Here is a 15,067-nt window from a genome sequence, read left to right on the forward strand (position 1 = left end):
GGTCTAGCGTTTGCCATGAAACAGGGATTGCCCCGATGACCACGCGCGCTCTCCTCCTCGGCGGCATCTCCGCCCTCCTGCTCGGGGGTACGATGGTCGGCTGTGCCGCGAACGGGGGCGGCATCGCCTCGGCCAGCGACCGTAATGCGGCGCTCGCGACAAAGGCCGCGGCCGGCACTGCGGGGCAGGCGCAGGCGGCACTCGCGCGCAACGATGGTCCCATCGCGATCGGTTACGCAGAGCGTGCGGTGGCACTCATGCCGCAGCGGGCGGACTACCGGATGCTGCTCGGCCAGAGCTATCTGAAGGGCGGGCGATTCGCCTCGGCCTCGCACGCGTTCGCCGACGCGCTGCAACTGTCGCCGACCAACGGCAGGGCGGCGCTCAACCTCGCGCTGTCGCAGATCGCGACCGGAGACTGGCAGTCGGCACGCCACAGCCTCGAAGCAAACGCTGCGATCATCCCAGCGGTCGATCGTGGCCTTGCCCTGTCGCTCGCGGGCGATACCGCTAGCGGGATCGCGGTCCTGACCGAAGCCGCCCGTTCGCCAGCTTCGAATGCGAAGATACGCCAGAATTTGGCGTTGAGCTTCGCGCTGGCGGGACGTTGGCAGGAGGCACGCGTCGTCGCGGCGGCGGACATGGCACCAGCAGACGTCGACGCCCGGCTCGAGCAATGGGCGCTGTTTGCCCAGCCGGCCAAGGCGTCCGACCAGGTGGCGAGCCTGCTCGGCGTTCGCGCAGTGGCGGATGCGGGACAGCCGGTCGCGCTGGCGTTGAACGCGCCAGCGCCGGAGACACCGGGTGTTCCCGAACAGGCCTTGGCGGCAGCGGATCCGGTCATTGCGCCGACTGAAGCTGCGCCTGTGCAGATCGCTTCGGTGTCAGGAGCTGGCGTCTCGAAAATTGCGTTCGGACCGCGGCAGGAGGTCGTCCAGGCGTTGCCGACGATGATGCTCCGTCCGGCCAGCGGCCCGATCAAGGTCGCGTCCGCACCCGTCTCATCGGGTCGCGCCATGGCGACCGCGGCGTATCAGGTAAAGGCACCCGCGACCGGCAATTGGTACGTCCAACTCGGCGCGTTCGAGAGCGCGGGGGTCGCTAGGGACGGCTGGGCACGCGCCGCACGCCGATTCGCGGTGCTCGCCAGCTATTCGCCGAACGGCATGACGTTCAAGGCGAAGGGCGAGGATGTCTATCGCCTGTCGGTCGGTGGGTTCAGCAAGTCGGCGGCGAATGCGATGTGCCGCCAGTATCACGCCAAGGGCGGCGCCTGCTTCGTCCGCCAAGGCGCGGGCGACGTCATGGCGCAATGGTTGCGCAAACCCGGCATGCAGATGGCGTCGCGATAGGAGGGGCGCCTCGGCCAGAGCAACGACCACCCCGGCGAAGGCCGGGGCCCAGTTGGGAGGTAGCCGTAACGGAGCGTTGTCCTCAGTTTGCGACGTCCCCCAACTGGGCCCCGGCCTCCGCCGGGGTGGTTAAGTGTACAATCGAAGCGGCGAACTCACCGAACCTCGCGCCCACCCTTCCACAACCGCAACACGCGCCCCTGCACCGGCAAGCCATCGAACGGTGTATTCCCCGCCTCCGCCAGGAACGCCTCCCCGACGATCTGCCAAGGCGCGAGCCGGTCGAACAGCATCAGGTCGGCCGGCTTGCCGACCTCCAGCGTCCCCGTATCCAGCCCCAGCACCCGCGCCGGATTGCTGGCGAGCAGCGCGAACAGCCGCTCCAGCGTCAGCAGTTCGTCACGCACCAGCATCAGCGCGAGCGGCAACAGCGTCTCCGCCCCCGCCATCCCGCTGCTCGAATCGGTGAACGGCAGCCGCTTCTCCTCCGGCCCGCGCGGCTCATGCCCCGAACACAGCACGTCGATCGTGCCGTCTGCGATAGCCTCGAGCGCCGCACGACGATCGCTCTCCGCCCGCAAAGGCGGCGACAGCAGTGCGAACGACCGGAAATCACTGACCGCGATCTCCGACAGATGCAGATGCGCCGGCGTGATTCCGCAGGTGACGGCAACACCACGACGCTTCGCCGCCCGGATCAGGTCGAACCCGGCCGCCGTCGTAACCTGGCGAATATGGATCCGCGCGCCGGTATCCTCGGCAAGCATCAGGTCGCGCGCGATCGCCAGCGCCTCGGCAACGGCCGGTGCGGCAGGCAGACCGAGCCGCGTCGCCGTCTCACCCTCGGTCGCGACCGCGCCGGCGGTCAGTCCGCCATCCTCGGCATGCGCGATCACCGTCACGTCGAGATCGCGCGCATAGGCGAGCACGCGCCGCATCACGCCGCTGTCGGCGATCCAGTGCTTGCCCGTGCCCACCGCCTTCGCACCAGCCGAAAGACAGATCGCCATCTCGGCAAGATCATGGCCTTCGAGCCCGCGCGTGGCAGCGGCGATCGGGTGGATCCACAGGTCGGGCTTGCCGATCAACGCGGCGCGCTGGACGATGCCGGGGTCGTCCAGCACCGGCGACTGGTCGGGCATGAGACCGATCCGCACGATCCCGCCAGCGCGGAAGGCGGCACGGTCGACCTTTGCCACGCCAAGATCGACGATCCCCGGCGCCACGGTCTTGCCGCCACAGTCGACGATGTCCGCATCGGCCGGAATATCGACGATCCCCGTCGCGACGATCACGCCGTCGCGGACCAGTAGATTGCCCTTAGTAACGCCGCCAACCGGGCAGGCGAGCGTCGCATTGGTGAGCGCGAGGATCATGCCCAACCCTCCACGCCGCGCGCCCGCCTAGTCAGCACATCGAGGCACGCCATCCGGACGGCGACCCCCATCTCGACCTGCTCGGTAATCGCCGACCGCGCATGATCGGCCACCGCGGAGTCGATCTCGACGCCGCGGTTCATCGGGCCGGGATGCATCACCAGTGCATCCGGCGCCGCCTTCGCCAACCGGTCGAGAGTCAGGCCGTAGCGTAGTCGGTATTCGCGCGTGGAGGGGACATAAGCCCCATCCATCCGCTCATTCTGCAACCGCAGCATCATCATCACGTCCGCACCCTCCAGCGCCTTGTCGAAATCGGTAAAGGCACGCACGCCCATTCGCTCGATCATCGGCGGCATCAGCGTCGACGGCGCGCAAACGCGCACCTCTGCGGCAAGTGCGGTCAGCGCCAGGATGTTCGACCGCGCGACCCGGCTGTGCAGCAGGTCACCACAGATCACGACGCGCTGCCCGGCGATCGAGCCCTTCCGCCGCCGGATCGTCAACGCGTCGAGCAACGCCTGCGTTGGATGCTCGTGCCGCCCATCGCCCGCGTTCAGCACTGGACAGTCGACCTTGTCCGCAATCAGCCGCACTGCGCCGCTCGACATATGCCGTATCACGATCACGTCCGCGCGCATCGCGTTCAACGTCATCGCCGTATCGATCAGCGTCTCGCCCTTCTTCACGCTCGACTGCGCGGCGTGCATATTGACAACGTCCGCCCCCAATCGCTTCCCCGCGATCTCGAACGACAGCAAAGTCCGCGTGCTGTTCTCGAAAAACGCGTTGATCTGGGTAAGCCCGGCCAGCCGCTTGTCGGGAGTCGCGTGCGTGCGGTTCGCCTCGACCCACGTCTCCGCCTCGTCGAGCAGGAACGCGATCTCGTGTGGCTGAAGCCCGTCGATACCGGTGAGATGCCGGTGCGGGAAGACGGCGCCGCCTTCGATGAGGGCGGCGGGGCGGTGATCTGAGGTTCGCATTAAAAGCGCGGGATAGTGTCCGCGGGGGCAGGGGGCAAGCGTCGCGCGACGCCTCGCCGCATCCGCATGGTTAACCGCATTTTAGCCCGGGCATGGGATGGCGATTCCGAACGGGGGGAATATGCAGGACGAAGCGGCACGGACGATGGTGCGATGGTGGGAAACGCGGTGGTTCGCGCTGGCACTCGTCCTGGCGTCCGCGGTGCCGTTGCTATGGCCCGCGCTGCCCCCGCTCGGCGACCTGCCCGGCCATATGGGGCGCTGGCATATTGCGATGGCGCTGCCGACCTCGCCCGATCTCCAGCGCTATTACGCCTACCACTGGGCGCTGATCCCCAACCTGGGCATGGACCTGCTCGTACCGGCGGTGTCACACCTGCTCCCCTTCGAGGTCGCGACCAAGCTGGCGGTGATCGCGATCCCGATGCTGACCGCCACCGGACTGTTATGGGCCGCGCGAGAGGCGCATGGGCGGATACCGCCGACCGCGATGTTCGCGTTGCCGCTCGCCTATGCCTGGCCATTCCAGTTCGGCTTCGTCAATTTCGCGCTGTCTCAGGCGCTGGCGTTCTGCGCACTGGCGCTGTGGATCCGGCTGGGGCGACAGGGTCGCCTGATCATACGCGCGCTGCTCTTCGTACCCGTTGCATGCGTAATATGGATTTCGCACAGCTTCGGCTGGGGGCTGCTGGGGCTGATGACAGCAGGCGCGGACATCGCGCGGCTTCGCACGGCAGGCCGTGGCTGGCCGGCGGCGCTCGTCGGTGCGGCGATCCAGTGTCTGTCGATGACGGTCCCGCTCCTCGTCATGCTGGCGTCTATCGGGGCCGGGACGGGCGCGGCAGCGGGCGGGCTTGGCGGCGAGGGCTGGTTCGACGCACCGGTGAAGCTGGTATGGCTCGTTTCGCTGTTCCGCGATCACTGGCCATGGTTCGATCTCCTCTCGCTGCTGCCGTTGATCGCCATGCTGTATGCCGGAATGCGGAGCGCTCGCCTCGGGTTCTCGCCGCTGCTGGGCATACCCGCGCTGCTGTGCCTGGCAGCGTTCGTCGTCCTTCCACGATTGCTGATGGGGGGCGCCTATGTCGACATGCGGATGGCTCCCGCCGCGGTGATGCTGGGATTGATCGCGATCGCGCCGCGCGATTCGCGAATGGCACGCACGCTGGCCGTGATGGCCACTGCCTTCCTGGTCCTGCGCCTGGCCGGCACGACGCTGAGCTTTGTCGAACGCTCCAGCGATCAACAACGCGAACTTGCGGCGGTCGCAGCCATCCCGCACGGCGCTGCGGTACTCTCGTTAGTCGAGTTGCCCTGTGGAGGCGCGTGGGATGACCTGCGGCGCAATCACCTTCCTGCCCTCGCGATCGTCCGACGCGACGTGTTTACCAACGAGCAATGGGCGATCGAAGGTCAGCAATCGCTGCACATTCGCTACGCGATCGCCGCACCCTATACCGGGGACCCGACCCAGAGCGTCTTTCCGTCGATCTGTTCGACCGTCGGCTCCAACTTCGCCAAGACGATCGCACGGTTTCCCCGCGCCGCGTTCACGCACGTCTGGACGATCGGCTTCCCACCAGGGGCTGCAAAGGCCGCCGATCTGCACGTCATCTGGACCGACGGCCGGTCCACCCTATACCGGGTCGCGCGCTAGATTTGGGCCGTCACCAGCGCGTCGATCGCGCCCTGGAGGATGTAGGCGGCGGCCATCTTGTCGACGAGTTCGGCACGTTTGGCGCGGCTGGCGTCCTGTTCGATCAGCGTGCGGGTGACGGCAACGGTCGACCAGCGTTCGTCCTGGAGCAGGATCGGGAGGCCCATGTCCTTGAGGTTCTGTGCGAACGCGCGCGTCGATTGCGAGCGCGGACTCTCGCTGCCGTCGAGGTTGATCGGCAGCCCGATGACGAGTCCGACGACCGCCTGCGCCTTGATGATCTCGGCCAGCGCGGCCTTGTCCTTCTGGAACTTGGTCCGACGGATCAGGAGGGCAGGGCTCGCGAACGACCAGCCCGCGTCGCAAAGCGCGGTGCCGATCGTCTTGGTGCCGACGTCGAGGCCGATCAGGCGGCCGCCGTTCGGGAGCGCGTCGCGGAACTGCGCGGCGGAGAGCGTGATCATTTGAAAGCCTTCAGGCGGCGGTTGGCGTCGGCGCGGATGTTCGCCCAGAACAGGCTGTAGTCGTAGACGTGGTAGTTGTTGCCGGGCAGCACGTACGGCCCGAGGTTCGGGCCCTCGCCGATCAGCAGGAAGCCGCGGTCGGCACAGCGCGCGGGGACGCTGCCGATCGCGATCGTCGCGGTCTTCAGGTCGGCCGATGGTACGAGCGTGCCGAGGTTGGCGATGGCGGGCGCGGTCGCGTCCGCGGTGCCGGTCAGCGGGTTGGTGCAGACCATCGGCGTGCCCTTGCGCGGCTGGCCGTTGAAGCCTGTGGTCTGGTCGTACGCGTCGACGATCAGGGAGGGATCGGCGGGTTCGGCGAAACTTTCCCACGACAGGATGCAGTTGGTCTGATCCGGTGCGCGACATTCGGGGAGGCCCATCTTCGGCAGATCGGTCGCACGCGAAACGGGCCAGCCGACGACATAGGCTGCGACGATCCGTGCCTTCAGCTTCGGGTCGGTGGCGATGCGGTCGCGAAGCAGGCGGGTGAGATGGAGCGCACCCTGGCTATGCCCCGCGAGGATGATCGGGCGCTTCGGACCGACTTCCTTGAGGAACCGGTCGAACGCGGCGGAGACGTCGCCGTAAGCCAACGCGAGCGCGCGTTCGCTGTCGGCGACGCTGGTCAGGAATGCACCGAACGTCGCCTGGCGATAGCGTGGTGCCCAGATGTCGCCCGCCTCGTTGAATGCACTGGCCTGCCCGCGCAGGAACAACTCCGCTCGTGCATTGGTCTCGGGATCGTCGATCGGCGCGTTCCAATGGTCGCGGTTGATGTACGACGTCGGGTGGATGAAGAAGATCGCCGCGCCCGTGCCGCGTTCACCGGGCGAGTAGCCGGGCGGCGTCCAGAGCGCGGGGTTGCCCGGCGCATCGGGGCGGGCGAGCCACATGATCTTTCGCGCGTAGATGTTGCGCGGAGCTTCGCGCTGCGCCTGGAAGGTCTCGCTTGGCACCATCACCGCGCGCATCAATTGCGTGCCGAACAGGCGGTAGGCGAGCAGCGCGGCGATCGCGAGGACGATCATCGCGGCGACGAAATAGAGAAACTTGCGGGCCAAGCGGTACCTTCCGTGCAGGCGGTCCGGCTCCCGTGCCGTATGCGGGGGAAGGTTGCAATCGGTGCGTTCTCGTCGGGGAAGCCGGCAGCTACCCGAAAATGCCTCGTTCCCCCGCGGAGGCGGGGGCCCAGGATCTCGGGCGATACCACCTGTAATCCTGGGCCCCCGCCTCCGCGGGGGAACCAGAAGAGGACGCGGCGCTAGAAGGGTGTTGCGCCCCCGCCGCGCCGGGTGCTAGCCGCAGCCCATGTCCGTAGATACTGCAACCGTGAAGCGGATCGCGAGCCTTGCGCGCATCGCGATCACCGACGAGGACGCCGCCCGCATGGCGCCGGAACTCGGAAACATCCTTGGCTGGATCGAGATGCTCGAAGAGGTCGACACGACCGGTATCGAGCCGATGACCGCCGTCATCCCCAACACGCTGCGGTTGCGCGACGATGTCGTCAACGCCGACCCGCTGACCGGCGGCGGCATCCGCGAGCAGGTCCTCGCCAACGCGCCCGTGGCCGAACACGGGTTCTTCGCCGTGCCGAAGGTGATCGAATAATGACCGACCTTACAGATCTCGGCATCGCAGGCATCCGCGACGGCGTCCGCGATGGCAGCTTCAAGGCGCGCGAAGTTGCCGATGCGTTCATCGTAAAGGTGAGCCAAGCCAAGGCGTTGAACGCGTTTCTTGTCGAGACCCCCGAACACGCGATCGCCGCCGCCACGGCTGCCGATGCCGCGCGCGCAGCCGGCGAGACGCTCAAGCCGCTGGCCGGCGTGCCGATCGGCATGAAGGACCTGTTCTGCACCAAGGGCGTCACGACGACCGCGGCGAGCCACATCCTCGAAGGCTTCACGCCGACTTACGAGTCGACCGTCTCGCAGAATTTGTGGGACGCGGGCGCGGGGATGCTCGGCAAGCTGAACATGGACCAGTTCGCGATGGGCTCGTCGAACGAGACCTCGGCGTTCGGCAACGTGATCTCGCCGTGGAAGCGTAACGATGGCGGTAACGCTTCGCTCGCCCCCGGCGGCTCGTCGGGCGGTTCGTCGTCGGCAGTGGCCGCACGGCTCTGCCCCGGCGCGACCGGCACCGACACCGGCGGCTCGATCCGCCAGCCCGCCGCCTTCACCGGCATCAGCGGCATCAAGCCGACCTATGGCCGCTGCTCGCGCTGGGGGACGATCGCGTTCGCCTCGTCGCTCGACCAGGCTGGGCCGATGGCGCGCGACGTCCGCGACTGCGCGATCCTGCTCGAGGCGATGGCCGGGTTCGATGCGAAGGACGGCACCTCGTTGCAGCTCGACGTACCGAAGTGGGAAGCGGGTTTATCCGGCAATCTCAACGGCCTGCGCGTCGGCATTCCCAAGGAATATCGCGTCGACGGGATGCCCGAGGAGATCGAGGCGCTCTGGCAGCAGGGCATCGACTGGCTGAAGGATGCCGGCGCGACGATCGTCGAGGTCTCGCTTCCGCACACCAAATACGCGCTGCCCGCTTATTACATCATCGCGCCGGCCGAAGCGTCGTCGAACCTCGCGCGCTATGACGGCGTCCGCTACGGGATCCGCGACCTGCCGACCGGTGCCGGCTTGCAGGACATGTACGCCGCGACGCGTGCCGACGGCTTCGGCCCCGAGGTGAAGCGTCGCATCATGATCGGCACCTACGTGCTGTCGGCGGGTTTTTACGACGCGTATTACACGCAGGCGCAGAAGGTCCGGACGCTGATCGCACGCGATTTCGAGCGGGCTTGGGAGGCGTGCGACGTGCTGCTGACGCCGACCGCACCGTCGGCCGCGTTCGCGCTCGGCGAGAAGTCGGCCGATCCGATCGCGATGTATCTGAACGACGTCTTCACCGTGCCGTCCTCGCTGGCCGGGTTGCCGGCGATGTCGGTGCCGGGTGGCCTCGACAAGCAGGGTCTGCCGCTCGGGCTGCAGATCATCGGCAAGCCGCTCGACGAGCAAGGCGTGCTGAACGCAGGGCTCGCGATCGAACAGCGAGCAGGATTTACCGCGCGACCAGAGGCTTGGTGGTAACATGAGCGATTATCGTATTCAGGGCGAAACCGGCGAGTGGGAGGTCGTGGTCGGCCTCGAAGTGCACGCGCAGGTGACGTCGAACGCCAAGCTCTTCTCGGGCGCGGCGACCGCGTTCGGCGCGGAGCCCAACACACAGGTGTCGCTGGTCGATGCGGCGATGCCGGGGATGCTGCCGGTGCCGAACCGCGAGTGCATCCGCCAGGCGGTCCGCACCGGCATGGCGATCGAGGCGCAGATCAACAAATGGTCGCGGTTCGACCGCAAGAATTACTTCTACGCCGATCTGCCGCAGGGCTACCAGATCAGCCAGCTCTATCATCCAATCGTCGGCGAGGGTGCGATCGATATCAGCCTCGACGAGAAGAATCCGGATGCCGCGGGCAAGCGGATCGGCGTCGAGCGCATCCATGTCGAGCAGGATGCGGGCAAGCTGATGCACGACCAGCATCCGACCCAGTCTTATGTCGACCTCAACCGGTCAGGCGTCGCGCTGATGGAGATCGTGTCGAAGCCGGATCTGGCGTCGCCTGCGGAAACAGGGGCTTACCTGCGGAAGTTGCGATCGATCCTGCGCTATGTCGGGTCGTGCGACGGCAACATGGAAGAGGGCTCGATGCGCGCCGACGTCAACGTCAGCGTGCGCAAGCCTGGCGACGAGCTGGGCACGCGGACCGAGACGAAGAACGTCAATTCGGTGCGCTTCGTGATGGCGGTTGTGGAGCAGGAGGCCAAGCGCCAGGTCGAGGTGCTCGAGGCCGGTGGCAAGATCCAGCAGGAAACGCGGCTCTACGATCCCGATCGGAACGAGACGCGGTCGATGCGGTCGAAGGAAGACGCGCATGATTATCGGTACTTCCCGGATCCCGATTTGTTGCCGCTGGTGCTCGACGATGCGTTTCTTGCCGAGTGCCGGGCGTCGCTGCCCGAACTGCCGGACGCGAAGCGCGCGCGGTACGAGGCGCTCGGGATCACCGCGTATCAGGCGACGGTGCTGACCGCCGAGGTCGAGGCGGCGCGGTGGTTCGATGCGTTGCTCGATGCGGGCGTGAAGCCGGCGGCGGCGGCGAACTGGACGACGTCGGAGTTGTTCGGCGCGCTGAACCGGACTGGCAAGGATATCGAGAATTCGCCGGTGTCGCCGGCGCAGGCGGCTGAGTTGCTGGGGCTGATCGCGGACGGGACGCTGTCGGGGAGTCTCGCCAAGCAGGTGTTCGAGGTGATGCTCGAGACCGGCGACGGCGCGGCGAAGGTGGTCGAGGATCGCGGGTTGAAGCAGACCAGCGATACCGGCGCGATCGAGGCGGTGATTGCCGACGTGATGGCGGCGAACGCTGACAAGGTTGCGGACTACCGCGGCGGCAAGGACAAGCTGTTCGGGTTCTTCGTGGGCCAGACGATGAAGGCGATGGGGGGGAAGGCTAACCCTGCCGTGGTGAACGAGGTTCTGAAGGGGATGCTTGGGGAGTCGGTGGCTTCGTAAAGCTGCTGACTTCCTCTCTCTCTCTCTCTCTCTCTCCCTCTCTCTCCCGCACCTGCTGGTCTCCCGCCCTGCCTGTTCTCCCGCGAAGGCGGGAGTCCAGGGTAAAGAAACGCAGCGCTGCTTGATTCCTGGGCCCCGCGTTCGCGAGGGAACTAGCAGAAGTGTAGTTCGCCCGCCCTCGACAGACACCACCCCGGCGAAGGCCGGGGCCCAATTGGGGGACGGTGATAACGAGGGGCAGCGCTTCGTTACTGCAACCTTTCCAATTGGGCCCCGGCCTTCGCCGGGGTGGTTGTGTACGGAGGCGGCCTTACCCGTCGACCTTCTGCGGATGATGCGGCACGAGGATTAGCGTGTTCTCCTCCACCCGCCACGACGCGAGGCGCGACAGGAAGTTCATCCCCAGCACGTTAGTCTCGCCAAACGCCGGCGACACCACCACCTGCAAATCCCGCGCGACGATCGCACCGAGACGCAAACTCGCGATCGTCCCCGTCTTCGCAGCAATAGACCCGTTGGCAGTCTGCAACACGATCGGCACCACGCCAACCCGGGCCTCAATCCCCGCAGCCTCCGCCGTCTTCTCCGAAATCGCCGTAATCGTCGCACCGCTATCGATCAGCAGCCGCTGGCTCACCCCGTCGATCGTCGCCCGTGCCCAAAAATGGCCATCCGGCGACATGCGAATACGGACCTCGCCGCCGACCACCTGCTGGTCCTCGATCTTCAGGAACCGCGCGATCTTGCCGACATAGGGATCGAACTGCCGCCGCTGGTCGATCGCGACGAACAGCAGTCCGACAAGAACAAGCGTCATCGCCAGATTGACGAGCGTGCGGATGATCGGGATGCGCTGCGCCAGGATCAGCAGCAACACGGCAAGCCCGAGCGCGATATACAGGCTCTGGTGCTCGGCAAAGGTGGGAATCGTGGAGATTATCGAGTCCTGATTGGCGAGGATGGCGTCGTATAGATAGCCACCCCCGCCTGTATGGTTGCTGACGCAAGCTTACTGCGCGTCGTTGTCTTGGTTCTTCACGACGCCACCGGTACCACCGACGCCGTCGGGCATGCCGGTATCCGTAAACGTCTCGGGCTCGTCGCCGCCCTCGCCACGCTCGACCGCGTCGGAGCGCGACTCCACCGCCTGTTCGATGTCGCTGCGGGTATCCTCGTCACGGTCCTCGGGGAGCGTTGCGGGGTTCGTGCCGGAATGCGGATTACTCATGCTCAAAACTCCGGCTGGACGGGTGCAGGATCGTTCGACGGCGTTCCCGGCGCTGGCACGTCGATGTCCGGCGCGGGTGGACTGAACTCCGGCGGCGGCGCAGTCGGCTCGACGGGCGACGTCGGGGTCGGGAATTCTGCCGGGGGTTGGGTAGCCATGATGTCTCTCCTTCTGGATGTTCAACGTCCGTAATGGAGCGCGGTTGCGTCGGGAGGTGCCTATCTGCTTGCCCCGGCATGCAACGTTGGTATAGACGCGCCCGCTACGGCGATGTCCTGTGCGGGCGTGGCGGAACTGGTAGACGCGCTTGGTTTAGGTCCAAGTATCGCAAGATGTGGGGGTTCGAGTCCCTTCGCCCGCACCAGCCCGCCGCGCAGGCGAGGCGACCGCCCGAAGAATTATCCTGAATGCTCTTTTAGACAAAGGCCGGACATGCAGACTGTCGAGACGTTGAATGAGGGCCTCAAGCGCGCCTTTACGCTCACCATCACCGCGAAGGATATCGATGCCAAGGTCGATGTCGAGCTGAAGCGCCTCGCGCCGCAGATGAAGATGCCGGGCTTCCGTCCGGGCAAGGTGCCGGCGAACCTCATCCGCAAGATGCACGGCCCGGCGCTGACGCAGGACGCGCTGAACGCGGCGATCCAGGAGAGCGTCCAGACGCTCGTTGCCGAGAAGCAGCTTCGCCCCGCGATGCAGCCTTCGGTCGAGCTGGAAGACGGCTATGACCTCGGCAAGGATGCCGTGGTCAAGGTGGAGATGGAGGTCCTCCCGCAGGTCCCCGCACCTGCGATCGACGGCATCAAGCTCGAGCGCCTGACCGTGCCCGTCGCCGACGACGCGGTCACCGAGCAGCTCCAGAAGTTCGCCGACCAGCAGAAGAAGTGGGACGACGCAGCCGACGATTACGTCGCGGCGATGGGCGATCTCGTCACCGTCGATTTCGTCGGCAAGACCGCCGACGGCGTTGCGTTCGAGGGCGGCACCGGCACCGACATGGGCGTCGAGCTCGGTTCGGGTCGTCTCATCCCCGGCTTCGAGGATCAGCTCGTCGGCGTGAAGACCGGCGACGACAAGGTTCTGAACGTGACCTTCCCCGAGGAGTATCAGGAGAAGTCGCTCGCGGGCCAGCCGGCGACGTTCGACATCACCGTCAAGTCGGTGAAGACCGCGGGCGAGAGCAAGATCGACGAGGATCTGGCGAAGTCGCTCGGTCTCGAGAGCCTCGAGCAGCTCACGGGGCTGTTGAAGGGTCAGATCGAGCAGGAGCATAACGGGCTCACGCGCACGCACATGAAGCGCAAGCTGCTCGACCAGCTCGCCGAGGGTCACGACTTCGAAGTGCCCCCGTCGATGGTCGAGGCCGAGTTCAACCAGATCTGGTCGCAGCTTCAGCACGAAGCCACGCATGAGGCCGACCCCGAGGCCGCGATGGCCGAGATGGAAGGCGAGCGCGACGATTACCGCAAGATTGCCGAGCGTCGCGTGCGCCTCGGCCTGCTCCTGTCCGAGATCGGCCAGGCGAACGGCGTCGAGGTCTCGAACCAGGAAATGCAGCGTCTGCTGGCACAGGCTGCGCAGCAGTATCCCGCCGAGCAGCGCCAGCAGTTCATGCAGTACGTCCAGCAGGAGCCGATGGCGGCTGCCCAGCTGCGCGCGCCGCTGTATGAGGACAAGGTCGTCGACTTCCTGTTCGAGAAGGCCGAGATCACCGACCGCGAAGCCACGCGCGAGGAGCTGGAAGCAGCGATCGAGAGCGAGGATGGTTTTGCCAGTGGCACGCACACGCATGATCACGACAATCACAAGCCGAAGAAGAAGGCTGCTGCAAAGAAGAAGGCAGCACCTGCCGACGACGCCGGTGCTTCGGACGAAACCGTGACGGAAGAGGCACCTGCTTCGGACACGACGGAAGAGGCCAAGCCTGCGAAGAAGGCGCCTGCCAAGAAGAAGGCAGCTCCGGTCGAAGCAGAGACGGCTGTGACAGAATCGTCGCCGGTTGCTGCCGAGAACGCAGAGGGCACCGAAGCTGCCGACGCACCGGCGAAGAAGCCGCGCGCGAAGAAGGCTCCGACGAAGACCGAGGCGTAAGCTTCTCCCCGTCATGCCGGGCTTGTTCCGGCATCCACCGTTCCGCACACTCTCAAGCCGATGAGCACGTGGAACGGTGGACTCCGGAACACGTCCGGGGTGACGGGTGGATGGGGATCGGTAAGAAATTGTTTCCCCGCGAAGGCGGGGACCCAGACTGGGCTCCCGCCTTCGCGGGAGAACAAGGAAGCGAAGAGGCGTCCGTGCCCAAGGTGTTCAGCCCAAAGGCGTCATACGTCGATCGTGGCGTCTTAATGCAAGGACAGGCCATGACCGAACCGAGAATCGCCGTCCTGCTCCCGTGCTACAACGAGGACGCCGCGATCGCGCAGACGATCGCCGGGTTCCGCGATGCGCTGCCGGGCGCCACGATCTACGTCTACGACAACAACAGCGCCGACCGCACGATCGAGGTCGCACGCGCCGCCGGAGCCGTCGTCCGAACCGAGCGCATCCAGGGCAAGGGCGCCGTCGTCCGCCGCATGTTCGCGGACATCGACGCGGACATCTACGTCATGGCCGACGGCGACGCGACCTACGACGCTGCCTCCGCCCCGAATCTGGTCGCTCGTGTCCTGGACGGGCAGCTCGACATGGTCGTCGGCTCGCGCATCAGCCAGGTCCAGGAAAGCTATCGCCGCGGGCATCGGTTCGGCAACGCGCTGCTCACTGGTATGCTCGCCCGCCTGTTCGGCCGCAGCTTCACCGACATCCTTTCAGGCTACCGCGTCTTCTCGCGCCGGTTCGTGAAGAGCTTCCCGTCGCTGTCTGCCGGGTTCGAGATCGAGACCGAGATCAGCGTCCACGCGCTCGAACTGAAGATGCCGATCGGCGAGGTCGAGACGCCCTATTACGCGCGCCCCGAAGGCTCCGAATCGAAGCTCAGCACGTACGGCGACGGGTGGCGCATCCTCCGCACGATCATGACGCTCTACCGGATCGAGCGCCCGCTATGGTTCTTCGGTGCGATCGGCAGCGTGTTCGGCCTGCTCGCATTGATCCTCGGCATCCCGCTGGTGCTCACCTACATCGAGATCCACCAGGTGCCGCGCTTCCCGACCGCGATCCTGATCACCGGCCTCGGCATCTTCGCCGCGCTCAACGTCTTCACCGGCCTGATCCTGGACACGGTAGTCCGCGGCCGCCGCGAAGTTCGCCGCCTGGCCTATCTGGCCTACCCCGCCCCAGGCATCTGATTCCCTCGCCCCATCGGGGAGAGGGAAGGAGGAGCCACTCGGCGACGGGAGGGAGAGGGGAAGTTGGGATTCGCCAACCTCCCCGCACGCTCCCACCCAC

The 15,067-nt window shown here is 66.3% G+C and carries 14 protein-coding genes and 1 tRNA gene; 8 read left to right on the top strand and 7 right to left on the bottom strand.

Annotated features, from left to right (window positions below):
- Positions 1 to 35: 35 nt before the first annotated feature.
- Positions 36 to 1,352: a CDC27 family protein gene (locus C8J42_RS06865; protein WP_133019426.1), complete on the top strand. Its 1,317-nt coding sequence runs from the start codon at positions 36 to 38 to the stop codon at positions 1,350 to 1,352.
- 155 nt (positions 1,353 to 1,507) lie between these two features.
- On the opposite strand, the gene C8J42_RS06870 is transcribed toward C8J42_RS06865, so the two are convergent.
- Together C8J42_RS06870 and C8J42_RS06875 are read right to left on the bottom strand one after the other, a co-directional pair.
- Positions 1,508 to 2,728, bottom strand: a complete 1,221-nt coding sequence (locus C8J42_RS06870) for an amidohydrolase family protein (RefSeq protein ID WP_133019427.1) — start codon at positions 2,726 to 2,728, stop codon at positions 1,508 to 1,510.
- On the bottom strand, positions 2,725 to 3,711 hold the full coding sequence (locus C8J42_RS06875; RefSeq protein WP_133019428.1) for an aspartate carbamoyltransferase catalytic subunit: 987 nt from the start codon (positions 3,709 to 3,711) through the stop codon (positions 2,725 to 2,727). Before C8J42_RS06875 ends, C8J42_RS06870 begins: the two co-directional genes overlap by 4 nt.
- A gap of 121 nt (positions 3,712 to 3,832) precedes the next feature.
- Here C8J42_RS06875 and C8J42_RS06880 point away from each other — a divergent pair, with 121 nt between their 5' ends.
- Positions 3,833 to 5,368, top strand: a complete 1,536-nt coding sequence (locus C8J42_RS06880; RefSeq protein ID WP_133019429.1) for a hypothetical protein — start codon at positions 3,833 to 3,835, stop codon at positions 5,366 to 5,368.
- On the opposite strand, the gene ruvX is transcribed toward C8J42_RS06880, so the two are convergent.
- Both ruvX and C8J42_RS06890 read right to left on the bottom strand, forming a co-directional pair.
- Positions 5,365 to 5,832 carry a Holliday junction resolvase RuvX gene (gene ruvX, locus C8J42_RS06885; RefSeq protein ID WP_060524389.1) on the bottom strand — a complete coding sequence of 156 codons (468 nt, stop codon included), beginning with the start codon at positions 5,830 to 5,832 and terminating at the stop codon, positions 5,365 to 5,367. The two genes, C8J42_RS06880 and ruvX, sit on opposite strands and share 4 nt — an antisense overlap.
- Complete coding sequence (locus C8J42_RS06890; RefSeq protein WP_133019430.1) at positions 5,829 to 6,935, bottom strand: DUF3089 domain-containing protein; 1,107 nt, start codon at positions 6,933 to 6,935, stop codon at positions 5,829 to 5,831. The genes ruvX and C8J42_RS06890 overlap by 4 nt, the downstream gene beginning before the upstream one ends.
- A gap of 247 nt (positions 6,936 to 7,182) precedes the next feature.
- Between C8J42_RS06890 and gatC the strand changes: the two genes are divergently transcribed.
- Genes gatC through gatB form a run of 3 tightly spaced genes read left to right on the top strand, consistent with a single transcriptional unit; the run spans position 7,183 to position 10,452 of the window.
- Positions 7,183 to 7,485: an Asp-tRNA(Asn)/Glu-tRNA(Gln) amidotransferase subunit GatC gene (gene gatC, locus C8J42_RS06895; protein ID WP_056048145.1), complete on the top strand. Its 303-nt coding sequence runs from the start codon at positions 7,183 to 7,185 to the stop codon at positions 7,483 to 7,485.
- Complete coding sequence (gatA, locus tag C8J42_RS06900; RefSeq protein WP_133019431.1) at positions 7,485 to 8,969, top strand: Asp-tRNA(Asn)/Glu-tRNA(Gln) amidotransferase subunit GatA; 1,485 nt, start codon at positions 7,485 to 7,487, stop codon at positions 8,967 to 8,969. The genes gatC and gatA overlap by 1 nt, the downstream gene beginning before the upstream one ends.
- Position 8,970: 1 nt before the next feature.
- Positions 8,971 to 10,452, top strand: coding sequence for an Asp-tRNA(Asn)/Glu-tRNA(Gln) amidotransferase subunit GatB (gene gatB, locus C8J42_RS06905; RefSeq protein WP_093397113.1), 1,482 nt, complete (start codon positions 8,971 to 8,973; stop codon positions 10,450 to 10,452).
- 310 nt (positions 10,453 to 10,762) lie between these two features.
- On the opposite strand, the gene C8J42_RS06910 is transcribed toward gatB, so the two are convergent.
- The 3 genes from C8J42_RS06910 to C8J42_RS20085 form a co-directional block, all read right to left on the bottom strand.
- Positions 10,763 to 11,329, bottom strand: a complete 567-nt coding sequence (locus tag C8J42_RS06910; RefSeq protein WP_243644159.1) for a TIGR02281 family clan AA aspartic protease — start codon at positions 11,327 to 11,329, stop codon at positions 10,763 to 10,765.
- Between the two features lie 132 nt (positions 11,330 to 11,461).
- Complete coding sequence (locus C8J42_RS06915; protein ID WP_133019432.1) at positions 11,462 to 11,680, bottom strand: hypothetical protein; 219 nt, start codon at positions 11,678 to 11,680, stop codon at positions 11,462 to 11,464.
- Positions 11,681 to 11,682: 2 nt separating this feature from the next.
- Positions 11,683 to 11,838: a hypothetical protein gene (locus C8J42_RS20085; protein ID WP_165895448.1), complete on the bottom strand. Its 156-nt coding sequence runs from the start codon at positions 11,836 to 11,838 to the stop codon at positions 11,683 to 11,685.
- A gap of 121 nt (positions 11,839 to 11,959) precedes the next feature.
- Between C8J42_RS20085 and C8J42_RS06920 the strand changes: the two genes are divergently transcribed.
- The 3 genes from C8J42_RS06920 (at position 11,960) to C8J42_RS06930 (ending at position 14,967) form a co-directional block, all read left to right on the top strand.
- Positions 11,960 to 12,044, top strand: a tRNA-Leu gene (locus C8J42_RS06920).
- Between the two features lie 68 nt (positions 12,045 to 12,112).
- Complete coding sequence (gene tig, locus C8J42_RS06925) at positions 12,113 to 13,771, top strand: trigger factor (RefSeq protein WP_133019433.1); 1,659 nt, start codon at positions 12,113 to 12,115, stop codon at positions 13,769 to 13,771.
- A gap of 269 nt (positions 13,772 to 14,040) precedes the next feature.
- Positions 14,041 to 14,967 carry a glycosyltransferase family 2 protein gene (locus C8J42_RS06930; protein ID WP_133019434.1) on the top strand — a complete coding sequence of 309 codons (927 nt, stop codon included), beginning with the start codon at positions 14,041 to 14,043 and terminating at the stop codon, positions 14,965 to 14,967.
- Positions 14,968 to 15,067 lie beyond the last annotated feature (100 nt).

The sequence above is a fragment of the Sphingomonas sp. PP-CE-1A-559 genome, assembly GCF_004340965.1.
Taxonomy (GTDB): Bacteria; Pseudomonadota; Alphaproteobacteria; order Sphingomonadales; family Sphingomonadaceae; genus Sphingomonas.

Excerpts from the sequence above, each read along its gene's own strand:
- C8J42_RS06930 (WP_133019434.1), top strand. The coding sequence starts at position 14,041 with ATGACCGAACCGAGAATCGCCGTCCTGCTCCCGTGCTACAACGAGGAC.
- gatA (WP_133019431.1), top strand. The coding sequence starts at position 7,485 with ATGACCGACCTTACAGATCTCGGCATCGCAGGCATCCGCGACGGCGTC.
- tig (WP_133019433.1), top strand. The coding sequence starts at position 12,113 with ATGCAGACTGTCGAGACGTTGAATGAGGGCCTCAAGCGCGCCTTTACG.
- C8J42_RS06870 (WP_133019427.1), bottom strand. The coding sequence starts at position 2,728 with ATGATCCTCGCGCTCACCAATGCGACGCTCGCCTGCCCGGTTGGCGGC.
- C8J42_RS06875 (WP_133019428.1), bottom strand. The coding sequence starts at position 3,711 with ATGCGAACCTCAGATCACCGCCCCGCCGCCCTCATCGAAGGCGGCGCC.
- C8J42_RS06915 (WP_133019432.1), bottom strand. The coding sequence starts at position 11,680 with ATGAGTAATCCGCATTCCGGCACGAACCCCGCAACGCTCCCCGAGGAC.
- C8J42_RS06880 (WP_133019429.1), top strand. The coding sequence starts at position 3,833 with ATGCAGGACGAAGCGGCACGGACGATGGTGCGATGGTGGGAAACGCGG.
- C8J42_RS20085 (WP_165895448.1), bottom strand. The coding sequence starts at position 11,838 with ATGGCTACCCAACCCCCGGCAGAATTCCCGACCCCGACGTCGCCCGTC.
- ruvX (WP_060524389.1), bottom strand. The coding sequence starts at position 5,832 with ATGATCACGCTCTCCGCCGCGCAGTTCCGCGACGCGCTCCCGAACGGC.
- gatC (WP_056048145.1), top strand. The coding sequence starts at position 7,183 with ATGTCCGTAGATACTGCAACCGTGAAGCGGATCGCGAGCCTTGCGCGC.
- gatB (WP_093397113.1), top strand. The coding sequence starts at position 8,971 with ATGAGCGATTATCGTATTCAGGGCGAAACCGGCGAGTGGGAGGTCGTG.
- C8J42_RS06865 (WP_133019426.1), top strand. The coding sequence starts at position 36 with ATGACCACGCGCGCTCTCCTCCTCGGCGGCATCTCCGCCCTCCTGCTC.